Below are 22,103 nucleotides of genomic sequence, written 5' to 3'. Positions count from 1 at the left end.
GGAAGAGGCCCGGGCAGGCAACAAAGCACTTTCATCCCAGTTTGTGCCACTCGCGCTTGTCGCGGGTCAGCAATTCATTGCCTTGTTCGGGGCCGTCCTGCCCTGCCGGGTACTCATGCACCTCGCCGCCCTGGGCCCAGGCATCGAGAAATGGCTGTACCGCCCGCCAGCCGTTCTCGATGTTGTCGGCCCGCTGGAACAAGGTCTGATCGCCGGTCAGGCAGTCGTAGATCAGCGTTTCATAACCGGTGGCCGGGGTCATCTTGAAAAAGTCCTTGTAGGCAAAGCCCAGCTCGATGTTCTCCATCACCAGCTCCGGCCCCGGCCGCTTGGCCTGGAGGTCGAACCACATGCCTTCGTTGGGCTGGATCTGGATCTTCAGGTAGTTGGGCTTGGGCCGCTCCAGCTCCGACTCGCGAAACTGCGCGTAGGGCGCGGGCTTGAAGCAGATGGCGATCTCGGTGTCGCGCACGCTCATGCGCTTGCCAGTGCGCAGGTAGAACGGCACCCCGGCCCAGCGCCAGTTGTCGATCATCACCTTGAGCGCCACGTAGGTTTCGGTCTGGCTGTCGGCCGCGACGTTGTTTTCCTGCCGATAGCCCGGCAGCTGTTTGCGGCCCTGCTTGCCCGCCGTGTACTGGCCACGCACCGAGTTCTTCAGGGCCATTTTTGCCGACCAGGGGCGGATGGCACCGATCACCTTGGCCTTCTCGCCTCGCACCGCGTCGGCGGCAAACGCCGCCGGTGGCTCCATGGCCACCATTGCCAGCAGCTGGAACAGGTGGTTGGGCACCATGTCGCGCAGCGCGCCGGTGTTGTCATAGAACGCGCCGCGGGTTTCCACACCGACTGTCTCGGCGGCAGTGATTTGCACATGGTCGATGTAGTGGTTGTTCCAGAACGACTCGAACAGGCCATTGGAGAAGCGGCTGACCAGAATGTTCTGCACCGTTTCCTTGCCCAGGTAATGGTCGATACGGTAGATCTGCCGCTCGCTCATCACGTTCAACAGGCAGGCATTGAGCGCCTCGGCACTGGCCAGGTCGGTGCCGAAAGGCTTCTCCACCACCACACGCCGGAAGCCACCGGCCGACTCGTCGAGCAGCCCGGCGTCGCCCAGGCGCTGAGCCACCTCCGGGAAGAAACGTGGCGAAGTGGCCAGATAGAAAATGGCATTGCCGTGGCTGGTTTTTTCGATGCGCTTGGTCAACGCCGCATAGGTCGCTGGGTCAAGGAAGTCGCCGGTCTGGTAGTCCAGGCGCTTGGCCAGCCGCGCCCAGAGCTTTTCGTCGAGGCACTTGGCAGCGCCCTCGCCGCCTTTGTCGCGCGCCTGCATGAAGGCATGCAGGCGCTCGGCGAATTCAGCGGCCGTGGCCGGGTTGTGGTCGACGCCGACGATGCGCAGGTTGCGGTCCAGCAAACCGTCACGGCTGAGGTTGTAAAGCGCCGGCATCAGCAGGCGCTTGACCAGGTCACCGTTGGCGCCAAACAGGAACAGCGTGCAGGGCGGAGCAGCAGGTATGGTCTGTTGGGTCATCAGTCTTTTTTCTCGACGTGGCCACCGAAGCCCAGGCGCATGGCCGACAGGATCTTGTCGCCATAGGTGCCCTGCTGCTGGCGCGAGCGGAAGCGGGCGAACAGCGCACTGGACAGCACCGGTACCGGCACCGCCTGTTCGACGGCGGCGTCGATGGTCCAGCGGCCTTCGCCACTGTCGGACACCGAGCCACTGAACTGCGCAAGCGTCGGGTCGGCCACCAGCGCATCGGCAGTGAGGTCAAGCAACCAGGAGGTGACCACGCTGCCACGGCGCCACACTTCGGCGATCTCGGCCACGTTCAGGTCGAAGCGCTGGTCTTCCGGCAGCTCGGTGCCGCCTTTGCTGCGCAGCAGGTCGAAGCCTTCGGCATAGGCCTGCATCAGGCCGTACTCGATACCGTTGTGCACCATCTTCACATAGTGCCCTGCGCCAGGCGGGCCGGCATGAATATAGCCGTGCTCGGCACGTTCGTGCTCACCGCTGCGGCCGTGGGTACGCGGAATGTCGCCGACGCCCGGGGCCAGTGCCCTGAACAGCGGCTCAAGGCGCTCGAACACCGCCTTCTCGCCACCGATCATCATGCAGTAGCCGCGGTCCAGGCCCCACACACCGCCAGAGGTGCCGACATCCAGGTAATGCAGCCCACGCTTGCCCAGTTCGGCCGCTCGGCGCATGTCATCCTTATAGAACGTGTTGCCCCCGTCGATGATGGCATCGCCCGGTTCCAGCAGCTCGGCCAGCTGGGCGATGGTCTGCTCGGTAGGCTCGCCGGCTGGCAGCATCACCCACACCGCCCGTGGCGCCTTGAGTTTCTGCACCAGTGCGCCAAGGTCGTGGGCACCTTGGGCGCCTTCGCCTTCCAGCCCGACCACGGCTTCACGGTTTCGGTCATGGACCACGGTGCGGTGGCCGGCGCGCATCAGCCGCCTTGCAATATTGCCGCCCATGCGGCCCAGCCCGACGATTCCCAATTGCATGAGCCGATGCTCCCCTTACCAGATAAATGACAACCACAGTTCAACTTTTCAGATTAGTCCAGCACGACGCCCGAGGGTTCAGCGACGAACGGCGTGACAACGTTAAACAAAAAAGTTCCCTTAGGCGGAGAAAGAATTCAGAATGCGCGCCGCGTGAAGCGACTACGCTTTAACTGTCACCAGCCAAAACCGCGAGGTGTGCCATGGGTACCTTGATGCCTGCTACTCCAACCCAGACCCTCTATGTCTCCGTGCGCCGCGACGAGCTGCGCCAGTTGAAGGACGAACGTGACCAGCTGCGCCAGCAGGTCGCTCAATTGCACATGCTGCTGGAACAGGCACGTAGCGACGACGGCAAAACCGTCGGCTTCTGATTCATCCCCCCTCTCCTGGTGGGAGCTTCGCGCTCCCACAGCGCTGTAACCCCGCCCCATTCTGGTGCGCGACACGTTGATCAGTCACATGATGGCGCACGCGTGAGCCAGCTCTGCCCCACCCTCGAACACCGCTGTTCATATCCGGTCACACTCGCCAACGTTTGCGTCTATCTCGGTCATAACCGAAGTGACCAATGGGTCACCTTTTTATCGCCCGCTCTCCTACACTCAGGTTTCGGCCCGCCATTTGCTCAGAGGAAGAGCGACGTAAAAAAGTCGAACTTTTGGAAATGGTGGCGGGTCAGCAACTAAGTAGGCCAATCGCAAAGGACTTCCTTCGCACGGCCCGCCTACCCCAACCAGTCCAAGCGCCTTCGGCCGGAATGCCGATCGCGTTGTGCCTGCACGCACGGCTTCGGGGCATGGATAGCATCACGCAATTGCCGAATCAGAGAGAACCGCACGAGATAACACCAAGGGTGCCAGCACCCTGCCAACACTTAGGGACGGAGAGAAGTATGATCAGTGCCGCTGTCGAGCCTCACGTAGAGTCATTCAAACCGGACAACCGCGAGCCGCTTACCCCGGATTTCGCCAAGACAGGCACGGCACCCGGCGCCCAACGCCAGCACAACCCCAACAAGCGCAAGATCCTGTTCGTCACCTCGGAAATCGCCGACCTGGTCAAGACCGGCGGCCTCGGCGACGTTTCCGCAGCACTGCCACGCGCCCTGGCGCACTTGCATGATGTCCGAGTGTTGATCCCAGGTTACCCGCAGGTGGTGGAAAGCGACAATCCCATCCACATCGTCGGCGAGCTCGGCGGCCACGCTGCCCTGCCGCCTTGCACGATCGGCCGCATGGACATGGCCGACGGCTTGGTCATCTATGTGCTGATCTGCCCCGAGCTGTACCAGCGCGACGGCACCCCTTACGGCGCCAACAACGGTCGCGACTGGCCGGACAACCACATCCGTTTCGCCCGCCTGGGCCTGGCCGCGGCGGAGATCGCCGCCGGCGAAGGCATGATCCACTGGAAGCCAGAAGTGGTGCATGCCCACGACTGGCCCGCAGGCCTGGCACCGGCCTACATGCACTGGCGCGGGCTGAACACTCCGACCCTGTTCACCATTCACAACCTGGCCTATCAGGGCGTCTACAGTCGCGGCTGTAGCCCGGAGCTGGCGATACCCGACCATGCCATGCAGCAAGAAGGCATGGAGTTCTACGGCAAGCTGTCGTTCCTCAAGGCCGGCCTTGCCTACTCCAGCCACATCACCACGGTCAGCGCCACTTACGCCCAGGAGATCACCACCCCGGAATTCGGCTGTGGGCTCGATGGCTTCCTGGCCAGCAAGGCCCAGCAAGGCCTGCTCGGCGGCATCCCCAATGGCATCGACGAAAGCTGGGACTCGGCCACCGACAAGCACCTGGAGCACAACTTCAGCATCAACGACTGGGAAGGCAAGGCACGCAACACCGACGCCGTGCGCAAGCTGTTCGGGCTGCAACCTTCCGAAGGGCCGCTGTTTGCCGTCGTTTCGCGGCTGGTCTACCAGAAAGGCCTGGACCTGACCCTCGGCGTTGCCGACTACATCGTCGAGCAAGGCGGGCAGATTGCAATCATCGGCCGCGGTGAGCCGGAAGAGGAACAGGCCATGCGCGAGCTGGCCCTGCGCTACCCTGGCCGCATCGGGGTACGCATCGGTTTCAACGAAACCGACGCCAGGCGCATGTTCGCGGGCAGCGACTTCCTGCTGATGCCTTCGCGCTACGAGCCTTGCGGCCTGAGCCAGATGTACGCGCAGCGCTTCGGTTCACTGCCGGTGGCACGCAACACCGGCGGCCTGGCCGACACCATCGAGAACGGCGTTACCGGTTTCCTGTTCGATGAATCGACCGTCGACAGTTACCGCGAAGCACTGAGCCGTGCCTTCTATACCTACGGCAAGAAGGACCTGCTCAATGCCATGCGCTGCCTGTCGATGACCCAGCCGTTCAACTGGTGCCAGGCGGTGGAACCCTACGCGCGCCTGTATGAGGACCTGGTCAAGCAGGCCCACCTGAGCCACTACTGAGCGGGGTTAGAAGATGCACAGACATGGCGCACACCTGATGGACGCCACGTCGGCGCGCTTCGCCCTGTGGGCGCCCGATGCGCGCAGCGTGAGCTTGGAACTGGAACAGCAGCCCGCGATCGAGCTGCTGCCCGAAGACGGCGGCTGGTACACCGGGGTTGCCCCGTGCCGGGCCGGTGACCGTTATCAGTATCGTATCGACGGCGAGCTGCAAGTGCCTGACCCGGCGTCGCGCTACCAACCCGAAGGGGTGCACGGGCCGAGCCAGGTCGTGGATGTCGGCGCCTTCGACTGGCAGCACCCCTGGCAGGGCCGGCCCTGGCACGAAGCGGTGATCCAGGAACTGCACGTCGGCGTGCTCGAGGGCTACCAGGGGGTCGCCCGGCGGCTGCCGAGGCTGGCCGAACTGGGCATCAGCGCCATCGAGCTGATGCCCCTGGGGCAGTTCCCCGGTGACCGTAACTGGGGCTACGACGGTGTATTGCCCTATGCGCCGCAGCACAGCTATGGCAGCCCGGAGCAGCTGTGCGCGCTGGTCGATCAGGCCCATGGCCACGGGCTGATGGTGATGATCGATGTGGTCTACAACCACTTCGGCCCGGACGGCAACTACCTGCACCAGTACGCCAGCCCGTTCTTCAGGGAAGACCGCCAGACGCCCTGGGGCGACGCCATCGATTTCCGCCGCCCAGAGGTGCGCGAGTACTTCATCCAGAACGCCCTGATGTGGCTGTGCGATTACCGCTGCGATGGCCTGCGCCTGGACGCGGTGCACGCCATCGACCAGCCCGACTTCCTGGTGGAACTGGCGCAACGCGTGCGCGCGGCGGTGGAACCGGGCCGGCATGTGTGGCTGGCGCTGGAGAACGAGCACAACCAGGCCTCGCTGCTGCAACAGGGCTTCGATGCCCAGTGGAACGACGATGGCCACAATGCCTTGCACGTCCTGTTGACCGGGGAAACCGAAGGTTACTACGCCGATTACCAGGAAAAACCCATCGAAAAACTGGCTCGCTGCCTGTCCGAAGGCTTCGTCTTCCAAGGTCAGGCCAACCGCCACGGTACGCCCCGCGGCGAACCCAGCGGGCACCTGGAACCCTCTTCGTTCGTGTTGTTCCTGCAGAACCATGACCAGATCGGCAATCGCGCTTTGGGCGAACGCCTGACTCGCCTGTGCTCGCCAGCGGCCTTGCGTGCCGCCACCGGCCTGCTGCTGCTGGCGCCGATGATTCCGCTGCTGTTCATGGGCGATGAAGATGGCAGTTGCCAGCCGTTCCTGTTCTTCACCGACTTCCACGACGAGCTGGCCGATGCCGTGCGCGAGGGCCGGCGCGGCGAGTTCGCCCACTTCAAGGCGTTTGCCGACCCCGAGCAACGCGAACACATACCCGACCCCAACGCCGAGCAGACCTTCCAGGCATCGCGACCGCAAAGCAAGCAGGTCCTCGCGGGCTGGCACGGCCTGTATCAGCAGCTGCTCGACGTGCGCCAGCGCCATGTCATCCCACACCTGCCCGGCAGCCGTGCATTGGGCGCCGTGGTGCTGGGTGATCAGGCCCTGACCGCACGCTGGCGCCTGGGCGATGGCCGTATCCTGCGCATCGACCTTAACCTGGCCGCGACGCCGCAGGTCGTTGAACTGCCCGCCGCGCAATGGCGCCTGTTCGACAGCAGCGACACCCGCCACCCCGATACCGCGCTGTCCGCCTACAGCTGCGTGGTCAGCCTGCTTCCACCTGGCCAGGAGCGCCCATGAGCGAAACCGCCCTGCACCGACTGGCCGCCCGCGTAGGGCTGGCCCGCGACTGGATCGACGCCAACAACCGGCCGCAGCAGGTCAGCGACGAGGTCCTGCGCAAGGTCCTCGACGGCTTGGGCCACGCTGCTGACGACGAGCCTGCCATCCTCGCCAGCCTGCGCGCAGTGGAAGCCGCCGAAGACGCCGAGCACCTGCCCCCGCTGATCACTGCCGAGCTTGACCAACCGCTGCCCCTGGGGCGCTACTTTCCGCCAGGCAGCGCCGTGCGCTGCACCCTGGAAAGCAACCGCCTGCAGTACCTGACCCTCGATGCCCAGGGCAACCTGCCCGGCGGCTTGCCGGTGGGTTATCACCTGCTGCAGGTCAACGACCGCAGCTTCACCGTCGCCGTGGCACCGCCGCGTTGCTGGAGTTTGGCTGACGTCGTCAGCGAACCACCGCCGCGCTGCTGGGGCCTGGCCGTGCAGCTTTACAGCCTGCGCCGCCCAGGCGACGGCGGATATGGCGATTGCCTGGCGCTGGAGCAGCTGGCACGCAGTGCCGCCGAACGCGGCGCCGACGCCCTGGCGATCAGCCCCATCCATGCCCTGTCAGCCATCGACCAGCAACACTACAGCCCCTACTCGCCGTCCAGCCGCCTGCTGCTCAATACCTTGTATGCCAGCCCCGCCGCGCTGCTGGGCGAGCGCGCCGTGCGCATGGCGATCGAGGCCTGCGGCCTGGAACAAGTACTTGAAGATCTGGAACAACGCCCACTGGTCGACTGGCCTCGCGCCGCCGACGCCCGCCTGCGGCTACTCGAAGCGCTGTACCTGGACTTCAGCCAGGCCGACCACCCGTTGCGCAAAGACTTCGACAGCTTCCGTGAGGCCCGTGGCCAGGCCTTGGAACACCACTGCCGCTTCGAAGTGCTGCAGGCGCATGCCGTCGAGCATGGCCTGGGCGCCGACTGGCGCAACTGGCCCAGCGCCTGGCACGACCCGTACCACCCGGAAGTCGAAGCCTTTGCCAACGCGTATCCGGCCAAGATCGAATTCCACGCGTTCTGCCAGTGGTTGACCGAACGCAGCCTGCAACGCGCCCAGTACGCCGCACGCAGCAATGGCATGGCCATCGGCCTGATCGCCGACCTGGCCGTCGGTGCCGATGGCGCCGGCAGCCAGGCCTGGAGCCGCCAGGACGAGCTGCTGGCCAACCTCAAGGTCGGCGCGCCACCCGATATTCTCAACCGCTCGGGCCAGGACTGGGGCATTTGCGCCTTCTCTCCCGAAGGCCTCAAGCGCAACGGCTACCGCGCCTTCATCGAGATGCTGCGCGCCAACCTGGCCCATGCCGGCGGCCTGCGCATCGACCATGTGATGGGGCTGCGCCGGCTGTGGCTGATCCCGCGTGGCTGCGAGCCCGACCAGGGTGCCTACCTCGAATACCCGGTGCAAGACCTGCTGCGCCTGCTGGCCCTGGAGTCGGTACGCCACCAGGCGATCATTCTGGGTGAAGACCTCGGCACCGTGCCCGAGGGCCTGCGCGAGCAACTGGCGGCCAAGGCCATACTGGGCATGCGTGTGCTGCCGTTCGAACAGACCCAGCCCGGCCATTTCAAACCGATCCTCGACTGGCCGGACGATGCCCTGGCCACCACCGGTACTCATGACCTGGCGCCACTGGCCGGCTGGCTGCAAAGCCGCGACATCGACTGGAGCCAGCGCCTGAACCTGATCGACGCCGCCACCGAACTGCACTGGCGCCACGATCGGCAAAAGGAACGCGAAGGCCTGTGCCGCACGCTGGAAGCCAACTATGGCCCGCAATCGGACAATGACGCGGTGATCGATGCCGCCATCCGCTACGTCGGCCACACCCGCGCCCCGTTGGTGCTGATCCCACTGGAAGACCTGCTGGGCAGTGACGAGCAGCCCAACCTGCCCGGCACCACCAGCGGCCACCCCAACTGGCGCCGGCGCTTCGCCGCTCCGGTGCACGAACTACTCGACGACGAAGACGCCGCACGGCGCCTTGAACTGCTGGCCCAGGCCCGCGAACAAGCCTGGGAGCGTGACCGATGAAACCACTGACCGCGACGCTACGCCTGCAATTTCACAGCGACTTCAGCCTCGATGACGCAGTGCCACTGGTGCCGTACTTCGCCCGGCTGGGCATCAGCCACCTGTACGCCTCGCCGATCCTCAAGGCCCGCGCCGGCTCGCGCCACGGTTACGACGTGGTCGACCCGACTTGCGTCAACCCCGAACTGGGTGGCGAGGCTGCGTTGCAACGGCTGGTGGCTGCGCTGCGCCAGCATGGCATGGGGCTGATCCTCGATACCGTGTCCAACCACATGGCCGTGGGCGGCGCCGACAACCCGTGGTGGCAGAGCCTGCTGGCCTGGGGCCGGCGCAGCCCCTACGCGGAGTTCTTCGACATTCAGTGGCACTCCAGCGACCCGCTGCTGGCCGGGCAGTTGCTGCTGCCGTTTCTCGGCAGCGACTACGGCGTGGCGCTGAAGAACGGCGACATCCCGCTGCAATTCGACGCGCAGTCCGGCGTGCTGCAGATCGCCCACTATCAGCATCGCTTCCCGATCTGCCCGCTGGACTACGGCTGGATCCTCGCACAGAGCCCCGAGCCGGCACTCAAGGCCCTGGCGGAGCATTTCACTGCCTTGCGCGAATCCCCCGAACCCGTGACGAACGCCTTGCCACTGCACGCCGAACTGGCGCGCCTGGTGGGCGAAGGCGCGGACCTGGAGTCGGCCCTGATCGCCTTCGACAGCCGCAGCGAAAACGGCTTCAAGCGCCTGCACCTGTTGCTCGAACGCCAGACCTACCGCCTCGCCAGCTGGCGCACTGCGGCCGATGACATCAACTGGCGGCGCTTCTTCGACATCAACGAACTGGGCGGCCTGCGGGTGGAGCGTAGCGCGGTGTTCGAAGCCACCCACGCCAAACTGTTCGAACTGATCGAGCGCGGCCTGGTGGACGGCCTGCGCATCGACCATATCGACGGCCTGGCCGACCCGCGCGGCTATTGCCGCAAGCTGCGCCGCCGGGTCGACAGCCTGCTCGCCAGGCGCCCGCTGCAGGCTGCGCTGGAACACTTCCCGATCTACGTGGAAAAGATCCTCGGCACCGACGAACACCTGCACCGCGACTGGCTGACCGACGGCACCACCGGCTACGAGTTCATGAACCAGGTCTCGCTGCTGCAACACGACCCGGCCGGTGAAGCGCCGCTGACCGAGTTGTGGGCTACGGTCAGCGAGCGCCCCGCGTTCCCCGAGGAAGTGCGGCTGGCGCGCCATCTGGTGCTCAATGCCAGCCTCGCCGGCGATTGCGAATCCGTCGCCCAGGCGTTGTTGCAGGTCGCCCGTGACGACCTGATGACCCGCGACCTGACCTTGGGCGCGATTCGCCGCGCGCTGCAAGCGCTGGTTGCGCATTACCCGGTGTATCGCACCTACTTCAATGCCTGCGGGCGCCCGGCCGAGGACGAACGCTTCTTCCAGCAGGCCCTGGCCAATGCCCGCCAGGACCTTGGCGAAGCCGACTGGCCGTTGCTCGACCAGCTCGAGCAATGGCTCGGTGGCCAACCCTGGCGCCAGCTGCCACCGGGCCGCCCACGCAAGCACCTGCGCCATGCCTGCGTGCGCTTCCAGCAGCTCACCGCACCCAGTGCCGCCAAGGCTGTGGAAGACACCGCCTTCTACCGCTCGGCACGGCTGCTGTCGCGCAACGATGTCGGCTTCGAGGCCGAGCGCTTCAGCGCAGGCGTCGAGCATTTCCATAACGAGGCTCAGCGCCGCCTGCGCGACTTCCCCGACAACCTGCTGGCCACCGCCACCCATGACCACAAGCGCGGCGAGGACAGCCGTGCTCGCCTGGCCGTGCTGAGCGAGCGTGGGCCCTGGTTGGCCAGCCGCGTGGAACACTGGCGCGAGCTGGCCGCGCCGCTGCGCGAGCAACTGGATGAGGGCGTGGCCCCCAGCCCCGGCGACGAGCTGTTGCTGTGGCAGACGTTGCTGGGTAGCTGGCCACTCGCGCTTGACCTGCAGGATGACAAGGCACTGCGCCAGTACGCCGAACGTATCCGCCAATGGCAGCAGAAGGCCCTGCGCGAAGCCAAGCTGCGCAGCAGCTGGAGCGCGCCCAACGAAGCCTATGAAGCGGCCTGCGCCGCCTATGTCGACGGCTTGCTGCTGGGCCGGGAAAACCAGCAGTTGCGCCAGTCACTGGCCGATGCTGCACAGCTGATCGCCTGCCCCGGCGCGCTCAACGGCCTGGTCCAGAGCCTGCTGCGCATGACCGTGCCGGGCGTCCCCGACTTGTACCAGGGCAACGAATACTGGGATTTCAGCCTGGTCGACCCGGATAACCGCCGCGCCGTGGACTACGCTTGCAGGCGTCGCACCCTGGACGATACCAGCGCGCCTGGCGAGCTGCTGGCGCACTGGCGTGACGGCCGCATCAAGCAGGCGCTGATCGCCCGGGTGCTGGACTGCCGCCAGGCCCACGCCGAGCTGTTCCGACGCGGGGCCTACCTGCCGCTGCAGGTGCAGGGCCGGCATGCCGATCAGGTCATTGCCTTCGCCCGCCTGGGTGAAGGCCAACGCGCCATTGTCGTCGCCCCGCGCCTGGCCTGCGGCTTGCTCGGCGGCGCCACTACACCGTTGATCCCGGCACAGAACTGGGACGATACCCGAGTGATCCTGCCGTTTGCCTTGTCGCCTGCCACTTGGACTGGACTTTTCGGCGGCGCCGCTGTCAGCCCTACAAGGGAGCTGATGTTGAGCGCGGTCTTGGCGCAATTCCCAGTCAACTTGTTGATCGAACATGCATAGCATTCAGGAGCGTCGTGATGAGTGTCGAAGAAAAACGAGTACGTGAATTCGCTTATCAGATCTGGGAATCGGAGGGTAAGCCGGAGGGTCAGGAGGAACGCCACTGGGACATGGCACGCAAGCTTGCCGAAGCCGAAGCGCTGGCCCCCAAGGCGGCACCGCGCAAGCGGGCGCCGGCCAAGCCCAAGGTAGCGGCTGAACCGAAGGCTGCGGCGTTGCCTGGGGCCAGCAAACCGGTGGCTGCCAAGAAGCCTCGCGCGGTGAAAAAGCCTACTGCTGGTTAAGCCCGTGCCGGCCCTTTCGCGGCTAAAGCCGCTCCCACAGGTTCTCCACTGCCTCTGAGGGCAATGCAGTTGCTGTGGGAGCGGCTTGAGCCGCGAAGAGGCCACTGCAGGACTGCGCAACATACCCTCCACAACGGCCAATCGAGGATTGCCATGAGCCCGCGCACCCCAAAGAAAACCCGCTCCGTCGCCCCAACGCGCATCCGCGAAGGCCTGCCCTTCCCCCTCGGCGCGACCTGGGACGGCCTGGGGGTCAATTTCGCCCTGTTTTCGGCCAATGCCACCAAGGTCGAGTTGTGCCTGTTCGACTCCACCGGCGAGCAGGAGCTCGAGCGCATCGAGCTGCCCGAGTACACCGACGAGATCTACCATGGCTACTTGCCTGATGCGCATCCCGGACTGGTCTACGGTTACCGCGTATACGGCCCCTACGAGCCGGAAAACGGCCACCGCTTCAACCCGAACAAATTGCTGATCGACCCCTATGCCAAGCAATTGGTCGGCAGCCTGAAATGGTCCGAGGCGCTGTTCGGTTACACCATTGGTCACCCGGATGGCGACCTGTCGTTCGACGAACGCGACAGTGCGCCTTTCGTGCCCAAGTGCAAGGTCATCGACCCGGCCTTCACCTGGGGCCGCGACCAGCGCGTGCAGGTCCCTTGGGAGCGCACGATCATCTATGAAGCCCACACCCGCGGCATCAGCATGCGCCACCCTGCCGTGCCGGAAGAGCTGCGTGGCACCTTCGCCGGCCTTGCCAACGACGAACTGCTCAAGCACATCAAGGACCTGGGCGTGTCGAGCATCGAGCTGCTGCCGATCCATGCCTTCGTCAACGACCAGCATTTGCTGGACAAGGGCCTGAACAATTACTGGGGCTACAACAGCATCGCCTTCTTCGCACCGCACCCGAGCTACCTGGCCAGCGGCAAGATTGCCGAGTTCAAGGAGATGGTCGCGCACCTGCATGACGCAGGCCTGGAAGTGATCCTCGACGTGGTCTACAACCACACCGCCGAAGGCAACGAACGCGGCCCGACCCTGTCGATGCGTGGCATCGACAACGCCTCTTACTACCGCCTGATGCCCGACGACAAGCGCTACTACATCAACGATTCCGGCACCGGCAACACCCTCGACCTCAGCCACCCCTGCGTACTGCAGCTGGTCACCGACTCGCTGCGCTACTGGGCGGGCGAAATGCATGTAGACGGCTTCCGCTTCGACCTGGCGACCATCCTTGGCCGCTATCACGACGGCTACAGCGAGCGTCACGGCTTCCTTGTCGCCTGCCGCCAGGACCCGATGCTCAGCCAGGTCAAGCTGATCGCCGAACCCTGGGACTGCGGCCCAGGTGGCTATCAGGTCGGCAATTTCGCGCCGGGCTGGGCCGAGTGGAACGACCGCTTCCGTGACACGGCACGGGCCTTCTGGAAGGGCGACGAAGGCCAGCTGGCCGATTTCGCCGCACGTATCACCGCTTCAGGCGACCTGTTCAACAACCGCGGGCGGCGGCCGTATTCCTCGGTCAACTTCATCACCGCCCACGATGGCTTCACCCTGCGCGACCTGGTGTCGTACAACGGCAAGCACAACGAAGACAACGACGAGAACAACCAGGACGGCACCGACAACAACCTGTCGTGGAACTGTGGCGCCGAAGGCCCGACCGACGACCCTGAAATCAACGCTCTGCGCATGCGCCAGATGCGCAACTTCTTCGCCACGCTGCTATTGGCCCAGGGTACGCCAATGATCGTCGCCGGTGATGAATTCAGCCGCACCCAGCATGGCAACAACAACGCCTATTGCCAGGACAGCGAGATCGGCTGGGTCAACTGGGACCTGGATGACGAAGGCAAGCAACTGCTGGCCTTCGTCAAGCGTCTGACCCGCCTGCGCCTGGCCTACCCGGTGCTGCGCCGCTCGCGCTTCCTGGTCGGCGATTACAACGAAGCGATCGGGGTCAAGGACGTGACCTGGCTGGCGCCCGATGGCAACGAGATGAGCGTGGAGCAGTGGGAAGACCCGCACGGCCGTTGTCTGGGCATGCTGATCGATGGTCGCGCGCAGGTCAGTGGTATTGCCCGGCCTGGGTCTGAGGCGACCATGCTGTTGATCGTCAATGCGCACCACGATGTGGTGCCATTCTTGCTGCCGGCGGTTCCGGAAGGTGACTACTGGAGCTGCCTGATCGACACCGACCGGCCGGAGCTGCGCAAGCCGCAGCATGTGCAGTTCGACAGTACCTTTGAGGTCAAGGGGCGGTCGTTGCTGTTGATGGTGCTGCAGCGCGAGGAAGACTGAACCCACCAGGCGGCTGTAGGAGCGGCCTTGTGTCGCGAAAGGGCTGCGAAGCGGCCCCAGGATTTGAGCTGCGCAGCAGAAATTGCCGGGGCTGCTGCGCAGCCCTTTCGCGACACCAGGCCGCTCCTACAGGTGCGCAACCCGCATGAAGGAGTCACCGTGAACCTCGAAGCCGGCAACCCAGGTTTCGCCAGCACCCGCCAGGCCCCTCCCGTGAAACGCCTGCGGGTGCTGACGGTGAACACCCACAAGGGCTTCACCGCCTTCAACCGGCGCTTCATCCTGCCTGAGCTGCGCGAGGCGGTGCGCAGCACCCAGGCCGACGTCGTGTTCCTCCAGGAAGTGCTCGGCAGCCACGACCGCCATGCCGCGCGCTACCCCGGCTGGCCGCAGACCTCGCAGTACGAATTCCTTGCCGACAGCATGTGGAGCGACTTCGCCTATGGCCGCAACGCGGTCTACCCCGACGGCCACCACGGCAATGCGCTGCTGTCCAAGTACCCGATCATCGAGCACCGCAACCTCGACGTGTCGATCACCGGCCCCGAGCGGCGCGGCCTGCTGCACTGCATCCTCGACGTCCCCGGCCAGCACAACGTGCATGCCATCTGCGTGCACCTGTCATTGCTGGAAAACCATCGACAGAAGCAGCTCAAGCTGCTGCGTCAGTTGCTTGATTCCTTGCCTGCCGAGGCACCGGTGATCATTGCCGGCGATTTCAATGACTGGAAGTCCCACGGCAACCGCACCCTTGGCCTGCAGCGCGACCTGCACGAGGCCTTCGAACGCCACCATGGCCATCTCGCCCGTACCTACCCGGCGCGCCTGCCCCTGCTGCGCCTGGATCGCATCTACCTGCGCAATGCCGATAGCCATGCGCCGCAGATACTGGGGCACAAACCTTGGACGCACCTCTCCGACCACTTGCCACTGGCCGTAGAGGTCAGGCTGTAACAATGATTCGGCATAGCCAGTGCAGCAGAAATAGCGATCATCGCTATATATGGAAAGTTAATTATTTCAATCAATGACTTACTGCTGAACACAGGGTTTGAACAGACATTTCACGTTTTCTTGACGCAAGCGCCTGTCTCTCCTTAGCTGAACACTATCACTAGATGTAAGAACTCGCGCCGGGCCTCTAGCTCGCGCCTTTGTGCGCGCTCGTGAACTCCGGCGTGCTGGTTTTTGTCGCCCTCTGTTTTTGACGTACAGCTCGTGACAACAGGCCAGGTCCTTGGGCTTCACACCAAAAAAAACAGAGGAGATCCGCCATGAAAAGAACCTCGAATCCCTTGCGCTTCGAACCTATTTTCTATGCGGTTTCCACGTCGATGCTTCTGGCAACCCCAGTGGAAACTTTCGCGTTCGAACTGCAGGAAGATCCGATCTCGCCCAGCTACTTGCAACAAGCGACGGTGCCGACGTTGTCGCTAGACCCGGTCACTGCCAGCGGGCTGAACATGGGGACACTGAACGCCTTCAGCGAGAAAATGGGCGAACGCCACAACCTGTCGGCCCCCGAGCGGGCAGGCGGCCAGTGGGCACAGTTCTTCCCTGGCACCATGCCTCGGCCTGGGGCGCGAGCGCCAGAGCAACTGGAAGCGCCCAGCCAGCAATTGATGATCGGCCCGGACCTGTTCGTGCGTGAAACCGCCGATGGCAATGTCCACCGTGCGGGGATTTTCGTCGGCCATAACAACCTGCAAAGCAGCTTCAATGGCGTACGGCCGTTGCTGGGTGACAAGCAGCGCAACGCAGTCAACCTCAGTGGCGAAAGCCTGGGGGTATTCTGGAGCATGACCCATGAGCGAGGCTGGCACCTGGATGCCGTGGCCATGGGCTCGCGCATCGAGGTGATGGGCCGCGGCGACAGTGGCCAACGCCTGAATGACAGTGGCCATGCGATGACTTTTTCGATTGAAGGCGGTTACCCGATCGGCCTGGGTGGCGGCTGGGTGATCGAGCCCCAGGCACAATTGATCAACCAGCAGTTCTTCCCGGGTAACCAAGTTCAGGCGGAGACCTTGCAGGCCTTCGACAGCCAGCCGAGCTGGAGCGGCCGGGTCGGTGCCAAGCTGTCCGGGCGCTACGACGTGAAAGGCATGCCGATCGAGCCCTATGTGCGAACCAACGTCTGGTATGACTTCAACGACGCCAGCGATGTCAAGCTGGACCAGGTCGACAAGATCTCCAGCTCGCGATACTCGACCACGGTAGAACTGGGCTTGGGCCTGGTGGCACGGGTGACACCCAAGGTGGCGCTGTTCGTCAGTGCCGACTACAGCAGTGATGTGGATGGCAACGACCTCAATGGGCTGATAGGCAGCCTTGGGGTGCGGATGCGGTGGTAGGCAGGTCTGGCCTCTTCGCGGGTGAACCCGCGAAGAGGCCAGTACGGGCAATAAATCAGGCCGGCTTCATCACCAGAACGCCAAGCGGTGGCAAGTTCAGTGCCAGTGACAGTGGCTGCCCATGGCTGGCCACCTGATCACTCGCCACCGCCCCCAGGTTGCCCACGTTCGACCCGGCATACAGCTCGGCATCGCTGTTCAGCAACTCCTGCCAACGCTCGCCAAATGGCACACCAATCCGGTAACCCTCGCGCGGCACCGGGGTGAAGTTGGCCACCACCAGCAATGGCTCACCCTGGCTGCTCCAGCGCAGCCAGGCGTACACGCTGTTGTGCGCGTCATCGCCGATCAGCCACTGGAAACCCTGGGGCTGGCAGTCCTGTTCATGCAGCGCCGGCAGCTCGCGATACAAGCGGTTGAGGTCGCCTACCAGGCGCTGCACGCCCTGGTGCTCAGGATATTGCAGCAGGTACCAGTCCAGCTGGTGGTCATGGTTCCACTCGCGCCACTGGCCGAACTCGCAGCCCATGAACAGCAGCTTCTTGCCCGGGTGGGTCCACATGAAGGTCAGGTAGGCGCGCAGGTTGGCGAACTTCTGCCAGCGGTCGCCTGGCATCTTGTCGATCAGCGAGTGCTTGCCGTGCACCACCTCGTCGTGAGAGATCGGCAGGATGAAGTGTTCGGAATAGGCATAGATCAGGCCGAAGCTCATCTCATTGTGGTGATAGGTTCGGTGCACCGGATCGTTCTGGATGTAGTGCAAGGTGTCGTGCATCCAGCCCATGTTCCACTTGTAGGCGAAGCCCAGGCCGCCCTGCTCGGTCGGCTGGCTCACACCCGGCCAGGCAGTGGATTCCTCGGCGATGATCAGTGCGCCCGGTGCCTCATGGGCGGCGATACCGTTGAGGTGGCGGATGAAGTCGATGGCCTCGAGGTTTTCGCGCCCACCGTGGCGGTTGGGCACCCATTCGCCGGGCTTGCGCGAGTAGTCGCGGTACAGCATCGAGGCCACCGCATCGACGCGCAAACCGTCGATGTGGAAGTGTTTGAGCCAGTGCAGGGCCGACGCCATCATGAAACCACGCACCTCGTTGCGGCCGAGGTTGTAGATCAGCGTGTTCCAGTCCTGATGGTAGCCTTCGAGCGGGTTGTCGTACTCGTACAGTGCAGTGCCGTCAAAGCGGGCCAGGCCGTGTTCGTCGGTGGGGAAATGCGCCGGTACCCAGTCGAGGATCACGCCAATGCCACCCTGATGGCAGGCATCGATGAAGGCCGCGAAGTCCTCAGGGCTGCCGTAGCGCGAGGTCGGTGCGAACATCGACAGCGGCTGGTAACCCCACGAGCCCCCGAACGGGTGCTCCATGATCGGCAGCAGCTCGATATGGGTGAACCCCAGTTGCTGCACGTAAGGCACCAGGCGTTCGGCCAGCTCACGCCAGTTGTAGTAGCGCGACACTTCACCCAGCTCGTCAAGCTCGCATTGCCAGGAACCTGGGTGCAGTTCGTAGATCGACAACGGGGCGCTGTAGGCGTGGCGCTGGGCGCGGTGCTCCATCCAGTCGTGGTCCTGCCAGGCATGGCTCAGTTCGGCGGCCACCTTGGATGCGGTGCTCGGTGGCAGCTCAGTGGCGCGGGCCAGCGGGTCAGCCTTGAGCGGCAGTATGCCGTCCTTGCCGAGCACTTCGAACTTGTAGGTTTCGCCCACACCCAGGCGCGGCACGAACAGCTCCCACACGCCAGCGCTGTGGCGCAGGCGCATGGGGTGGCGGCGGCCGTCCCAGTTGTTGAAGTCGCCGACCACCGACACCCGCCGCGCATTCGGTGCCCACACCGAGAAGCACACGCCATCGACACCCTCGACCTGGGTCGGCTGAGCGCCGAAGCGCCCGGAAAGGTCGCGGTGGTTGCCTTCGGCAAACAGGTAGAGGTCCATGTCGCCGAGTTGCGGGCCGAAGCTGTAAGGGTCTTCGGTCACCTGCTCGCCACCGGCCCAGCCGATTTGCAGCAAGTACGGCTGTGCCTCATCGAGGTGCGCAGTGAACAGGCCAGGCAGGCTGCCCTGCACCATGTCGGCAAGGACACGCCCGTCATGGCGCGCCAGCACCCGCACGCTCAGGGCATTGGGCAGGAAGGCACGGACGAACAAGCCGCCCTGCCCGTCGCCATGGGGGCCCAGCACTGCAAATGGATCGGCGTGCTCGGCGCGGGCCAGGGCATCCAGGTCCCGTTGCCGAAGGCCGCCGTTTTCACGCGTGGTTGCGTTCATCTATGAATCTCCCCAGGTACTGATCAGTCCATGCAGGCCATGCAAAGGCACGGCCAGCCAACTTGGACGGTTTTCGGCTTCGTATGTGATTTCGTAGGCGGCTTTTTCCAGGCAGAACAACTCCAGCGCGGCGCGCTCGCCCTCGGCATGTTGCCAGGCGTGGGGCACGGCGGCGGTGGCCAGGCCGTAGGCTTCGACGAAGGCATGCCGCGACTGGTGCAGGTACCGCCGGGCAACCCGTTGCCGGGCTAGCCGGGCCGGGTCGGAAAGGTCTACGGCAGACGCGCTGCGCAAGATCATCGCAGCAGCATAGTCGAAGGATCGCAACACGCCGCTGACATCCTTGTACGGGCTATGTTTGGCCCGGCGTTCGTCCAGCGGACGGGCAGGTTCGCCCTCGAAATCGATCAGGTAGGCATCGCCCTGCACCACCAGCACCTGGCCCAGGTGCAGGTCGCCGTGCACGCGCATCAGCAGGCCGCCCTGGGCCTGTTCGGCGAGCCTGGCGACGTGCTGGGCGAGGCCGTCCCGCTGCTGTTGCAGGTCGTCGACCAGGGCCTGGCTGTCGCTGTCGAGGTGTTCGCGGTGCTGCGCCAGCAGGTCGAGGGCATGATCCAGTTCGGCGCTGATCTGCGCGCTCCAGCGTTGGCAGTCGTCGGCGTCGCTGGGGCGCGGCTGGAACGCTTCGTCGTCGCTCGGTGCTGCGAGCAGCTGGTGCATCTCGCCCAGGCGCTGACCGAGCAAGGCGGCGAAGCCGGTGAGTTCGGCAAGCGCGTCGGTATGCGCTTCCGGGTCGGCAGTGCCAGGCTCCATCTCGTCGCGGATGGCCCGCTCCAGGGTGTTCTGGGTCCAGGCCCAGGCATCGCCCTGGTTGCTGAGGTAGCCTTGGGCGATCATCAACAGGTGCGGCGCGCCCTGCTCATCGACGCGGCTGACCCAGGCCAGCAGCGGCGAGATGTTGGCGAAGCCGGCGGCGGTGAGATAGGCGCTCATTTCCAGCTCGGGGTGAATGCCTGGGTTGACCCGGCGAATCAGCTTGAGCACCACGCGGTCGCCAACCACCACCGAGCTGTTGGATTGCTCGGCGCTGAGGTAGCGCACCTGGCTTTGCTCGTTCAGTTCCAGCCCGGCCAGCTGAGCGGTGCACGCGAAGCGCAACTCGCCTTGGCCATTGCCGCAGGGCAGCTGCGTGCCGTCCTGGCAGGCCCGCAGTACCGCACGGATGAACGGTTCGAGGACGAAGGCATCGGTAATCAGGCCGACCTGACGGCCACGGCGCACCCGCGACAGCGCCAACTGCTGTGGCAGCGCCGAGTTGATCTGCTCTTCCGCAAGCAGGCCGAACGGCAACTGGTAGCGGGTGGCTATGCCATCGCTGAGCACTTCGATCTCACTGAGCAGCACCGGGGTGGTAGCGGTGCCGAAACGCACGCCGTAGCGCAGGCGCACCTGATCGATCGGGCCTTCCTTGCCGGCGAACCAGCGACGCTTGGGCAGGTATTGCGGCAGGATGGTGTCGTTGAGGGTGTCGCTGGAGGGCGATTCCAGCAGTTCTTCCATGCGTTTGCGCAGCACTAAAGTGGTCAATTCCGGCAACCCCTCGGTGGCTTGGATGTGCCAGCTGGGCATGCGGTCATGGGCAGCCAGCAGGAACCAGTAGAAGGCGTACGGCGGCAACGTCAGCAGGAACGGCAGCTGGCCAATCGGCGGGAAGGCGCTGCCACCGAGCATCTCCACCGGCACTTTGCCCGCGTATTGCGACAGTTCGAGCTCCGCCGCCTGGGCGGCGCGGGAGACGTTGGCGACGCAAAGGATGACTTCGGTATTGCCGTCGGCGTCGGTGTACTCGCGGATGTAGGCCAGGATGCGCCGGTTGCTCGGCGTAAGCGTACGCAAGCTGCCGCGGCCAAAGGCCTTCTGCTGCTTGCGCACTGCCAGCAGCCGGCGGTTCCAGTTCAGCAACGAGTGCGGGTCGTGGGCCTGGGCCTCGACGTTGACGGTCTGGTAGCCGTACAACGGGTCCATGATCGGCGGTAACACCAGGCGTTGCGGGTCGGCTCTGGAAAAACCGCCGTTGCGGTCCGGTGACCATTGCATCGGCGTGCGCACACCGTCGCGGTCGCCGAGGTAGATGTTGTCGCCCATGCCCAGTTCATCGCCGTAGTACAGCGTTGGCGTCCCTGGCATCGACAGCAACAGGCTGGTAAGCAGCTCGATGCGCCGCCGGTCACGTTGCAGCAACGGCGCCAGACGCCGGCGGATACCGAGGTTGATACGGGCGCGACGGTCCTCGGCGTAGTAGTTCCACAAGTAATCGCGCTCGCGGTCGGTGACCATTTCCAGGGTCAGCTCATCGTGGTTGCGCAGGAAGATCGCCCACTGGCAGTTGGCCGGGATGTCCGGGGTCTGGCGCAGGATGTCGGTGATCGGGAAGCGGTCTTCCATGGCCAGCGCCATGTACATGCGCGGCATCAGCGGGAAGTGGAAGGCCATGTGGCATTCGTCGCCATCCCCCTCGCCGAAATACGGCCGAGTGTCTTCGGGCCACTGGTTGGCCTCGGCCAGCAGCATGCGGTCAGGGTAGTTGGCGTCGATCTCGGCGCGGATTGCCTTGAGCACCGTGTGGGTCTCGGCGAGGTTCTCGTTGTTGGTGCCGTCGCGCTCGATCAGGTACGGAATGGCGTCCAGGCGCAGGCCATCGACGCCGAGGTCGAGCCAGAAGCGCATCACCCCGATCACCGCCTTGAGCACCTGCGGGTTGTCGAAGTTGAGGTCCGGCTGGTGCGAATAGAAGCGGTGCCAGAAGTACTGCCCGGCGACCGGGTCCCAGGTCCAGTTGGATTTTTCGGTGTCGAGGAAGATGATCCGCGTGCCGTCGTACTTCTGGTCGTCGTCCGACCACACGTAGAAGTCCCGCGCCTTGCTGCCGCGTTTGGCGTGGCGGGCGCGCTGGAACCACGGGTGCTGGTCGCTGGTGTGGTTGATGACCAGTTCGGTGATCACCCGCAGGCCGCGCTTGTGCGCCTCGGCGATGAAGCGGCGGGCGTCGGCCATGCTGCCGTAGTCCGGGTGCACAGCCTTGTACTCGGCGATGTCGTAGCCGTCGTCGCGCCGTGGCGAGGGGTAGAACGGCAGCAGCCAGAGGGTGTTGACGCCCAGCTCGGCAATGTAGTCGAGCTTGCTGATCAGGCCAGCGAAATCGCCGATGCCGTCGTTGTTCGAATCGAAGAACGACTTGATATGCAGCTGGTAGATCACGGCATCCTTGTACCACAGCGGGTCATCGATGAAGGCTGCCGGGCGGGACCGCTTGGCCATGTGCGACTC

Annotated in this window: 13 protein-coding genes; 9 read left to right on the top strand and 4 right to left on the bottom strand. The window is 64.6% G+C overall.

Translation table 11 applies throughout. The features are described 5' to 3' along the window. Nucleotides 1-31 precede the first annotated feature (31 nt). Together zwf and gnd are read right to left on the bottom strand one after the other, a co-directional pair. Entirely contained in the window at nucleotides 32-1,537 is a 1,506-nt protein-coding gene (zwf, locus tag CQW31_RS21930) for a glucose-6-phosphate dehydrogenase (RefSeq protein WP_099815391.1), read from the bottom strand. Beyond that, on the bottom strand, nucleotides 1,537-2,517 hold the full coding sequence (gene gnd / locus CQW31_RS21925) for a phosphogluconate dehydrogenase (NAD(+)-dependent, decarboxylating) (RefSeq protein ID WP_099815390.1): 981 nt from the start codon (nucleotides 2,515-2,517) through the stop codon (nucleotides 1,537-1,539). Before gnd ends, zwf begins: the two co-directional genes overlap by 1 nt. 203 nt (nucleotides 2,518-2,720) lie before the next feature. Here gnd and CQW31_RS31370 point away from each other — a divergent pair, with 203 nt between their 5' ends. The 9 genes from CQW31_RS31370 to CQW31_RS21885 all read left to right on the top strand — a co-directional run bounded on the left by CQW31_RS31370 (nucleotide 2,721) and on the right by CQW31_RS21885 (nucleotide 16,510). Beyond that, nucleotides 2,721-2,891, top strand: a complete 171-nt coding sequence (locus tag CQW31_RS31370; RefSeq protein WP_219824750.1) for a DUF6026 family protein — start codon at nucleotides 2,721-2,723, stop codon at nucleotides 2,889-2,891. Between the two features lie 521 nt (nucleotides 2,892-3,412). After that, entirely contained in the window at nucleotides 3,413-4,972 is a 1,560-nt protein-coding gene (glgA, locus tag CQW31_RS21920; RefSeq protein WP_099815389.1) for a glycogen synthase GlgA, read from the top strand. A 13-nt stretch (nucleotides 4,973-4,985) separates the two neighbouring features. Next, complete coding sequence (gene treZ, locus CQW31_RS21915; RefSeq protein ID WP_099815388.1) at nucleotides 4,986-6,728, top strand: malto-oligosyltrehalose trehalohydrolase; 1,743 nt, start codon at nucleotides 4,986-4,988, stop codon at nucleotides 6,726-6,728. Continuing rightward, nucleotides 6,725-8,794: a 4-alpha-glucanotransferase gene (malQ, locus tag CQW31_RS21910; RefSeq protein ID WP_099815387.1), complete on the top strand. Its 2,070-nt coding sequence runs from the start codon at nucleotides 6,725-6,727 to the stop codon at nucleotides 8,792-8,794. The genes treZ and malQ overlap by 4 nt, the downstream gene beginning before the upstream one ends. Further along, entirely contained in the window at nucleotides 8,791-11,565 is a 2,775-nt protein-coding gene (locus tag CQW31_RS21905; protein ID WP_099815386.1) for a malto-oligosyltrehalose synthase, read from the top strand. The genes malQ and CQW31_RS21905 overlap by 4 nt, the downstream gene beginning before the upstream one ends. A gap of 17 nt (nucleotides 11,566-11,582) precedes the next feature. Further along, a complete protein-coding gene (locus CQW31_RS21900) occupies nucleotides 11,583-11,849 on the top strand; it encodes a DUF2934 domain-containing protein (RefSeq protein WP_152955953.1) in 267 nt (88 codons plus the stop codon). A gap of 153 nt (nucleotides 11,850-12,002) precedes the next feature. Next, nucleotides 12,003-14,156 (top strand): glycogen debranching protein GlgX, encoded by a 2,154-nt coding sequence (gene glgX, locus CQW31_RS21895; protein ID WP_099815384.1) that lies wholly within the window; start codon nucleotides 12,003-12,005, stop codon nucleotides 14,154-14,156. A gap of 159 nt (nucleotides 14,157-14,315) precedes the next feature. After that, complete coding sequence (locus tag CQW31_RS21890) at nucleotides 14,316-15,110, top strand: endonuclease/exonuclease/phosphatase family protein (RefSeq protein WP_054886288.1); 795 nt, start codon at nucleotides 14,316-14,318, stop codon at nucleotides 15,108-15,110. Nucleotides 15,111-15,430: 320 nt separating this feature from the next. Continuing rightward, a complete protein-coding gene (locus CQW31_RS21885; protein ID WP_099815383.1) occupies nucleotides 15,431-16,510 on the top strand; it encodes an autotransporter outer membrane beta-barrel domain-containing protein in 1,080 nt (359 codons plus the stop codon). Nucleotides 16,511-16,565: 55 nt separating this feature from the next. On the opposite strand, the gene glgB is transcribed toward CQW31_RS21885, so the two are convergent. Together glgB and treS are read right to left on the bottom strand one after the other, a co-directional pair. Next, nucleotides 16,566-18,776, bottom strand: coding sequence for a 1,4-alpha-glucan branching protein GlgB (gene glgB, locus CQW31_RS21880; protein ID WP_099815382.1), 2,211 nt, complete (start codon nucleotides 18,774-18,776; stop codon nucleotides 16,566-16,568). Continuing rightward, nucleotides 18,777-22,094: a maltose alpha-D-glucosyltransferase gene (treS, locus tag CQW31_RS21875; RefSeq protein ID WP_099815381.1), complete on the bottom strand. Its 3,318-nt coding sequence runs from the start codon at nucleotides 22,092-22,094 to the stop codon at nucleotides 18,777-18,779. Between the last annotated feature and the right edge of the window lie 9 nt (nucleotides 22,095-22,103).

The organism is Pseudomonas sp. 382, from assembly GCF_002759075.1.
In the GTDB taxonomy this organism is placed as follows: Bacteria; Pseudomonadota; Gammaproteobacteria; order Pseudomonadales; family Pseudomonadaceae; genus Aquipseudomonas; species Aquipseudomonas vlassakiae.
Note: the sequence above shows the minus strand (reverse complement) of the source record. Positions and strands in the feature narration are given on the sequence as shown.

What these genes read in the sequence shown, in the direction of transcription:
- zwf (WP_099815391.1), bottom strand. Translation starts at nt 1,537, where the DNA reads ATGACCCAACAGACCATACCTGCTGCTCCGCCCTGCACGCTGTTCCTG.
- gnd (WP_099815390.1), bottom strand. Translation starts at nt 2,517, where the DNA reads ATGCAATTGGGAATCGTCGGGCTGGGCCGCATGGGCGGCAATATTGCA.
- CQW31_RS31370 (WP_219824750.1), top strand. Translation starts at nt 2,721, where the DNA reads ATGGGTACCTTGATGCCTGCTACTCCAACCCAGACCCTCTATGTCTCC.
- glgA (WP_099815389.1), top strand. Translation starts at nt 3,413, where the DNA reads ATGATCAGTGCCGCTGTCGAGCCTCACGTAGAGTCATTCAAACCGGAC.
- treZ (WP_099815388.1), top strand. Translation starts at nt 4,986, where the DNA reads ATGCACAGACATGGCGCACACCTGATGGACGCCACGTCGGCGCGCTTC.
- malQ (WP_099815387.1), top strand. Translation starts at nt 6,725, where the DNA reads ATGAGCGAAACCGCCCTGCACCGACTGGCCGCCCGCGTAGGGCTGGCC.
- CQW31_RS21905 (WP_099815386.1), top strand. Translation starts at nt 8,791, where the DNA reads ATGAAACCACTGACCGCGACGCTACGCCTGCAATTTCACAGCGACTTC.
- CQW31_RS21900 (WP_152955953.1), top strand. Translation starts at nt 11,583, where the DNA reads ATGAGTGTCGAAGAAAAACGAGTACGTGAATTCGCTTATCAGATCTGG.
- glgX (WP_099815384.1), top strand. Translation starts at nt 12,003, where the DNA reads ATGAGCCCGCGCACCCCAAAGAAAACCCGCTCCGTCGCCCCAACGCGC.
- CQW31_RS21885 (WP_099815383.1), top strand. Translation starts at nt 15,431, where the DNA reads ATGAAAAGAACCTCGAATCCCTTGCGCTTCGAACCTATTTTCTATGCG.
- glgB (WP_099815382.1), bottom strand. Translation starts at nt 18,776, where the DNA reads ATGAACGCAACCACGCGTGAAAACGGCGGCCTTCGGCAACGGGACCTG.
- treS (WP_099815381.1), bottom strand. Translation starts at nt 22,094, where the DNA reads ATGGCCAAGCGGTCCCGCCCGGCAGCCTTCATCGATGACCCGCTGTGG.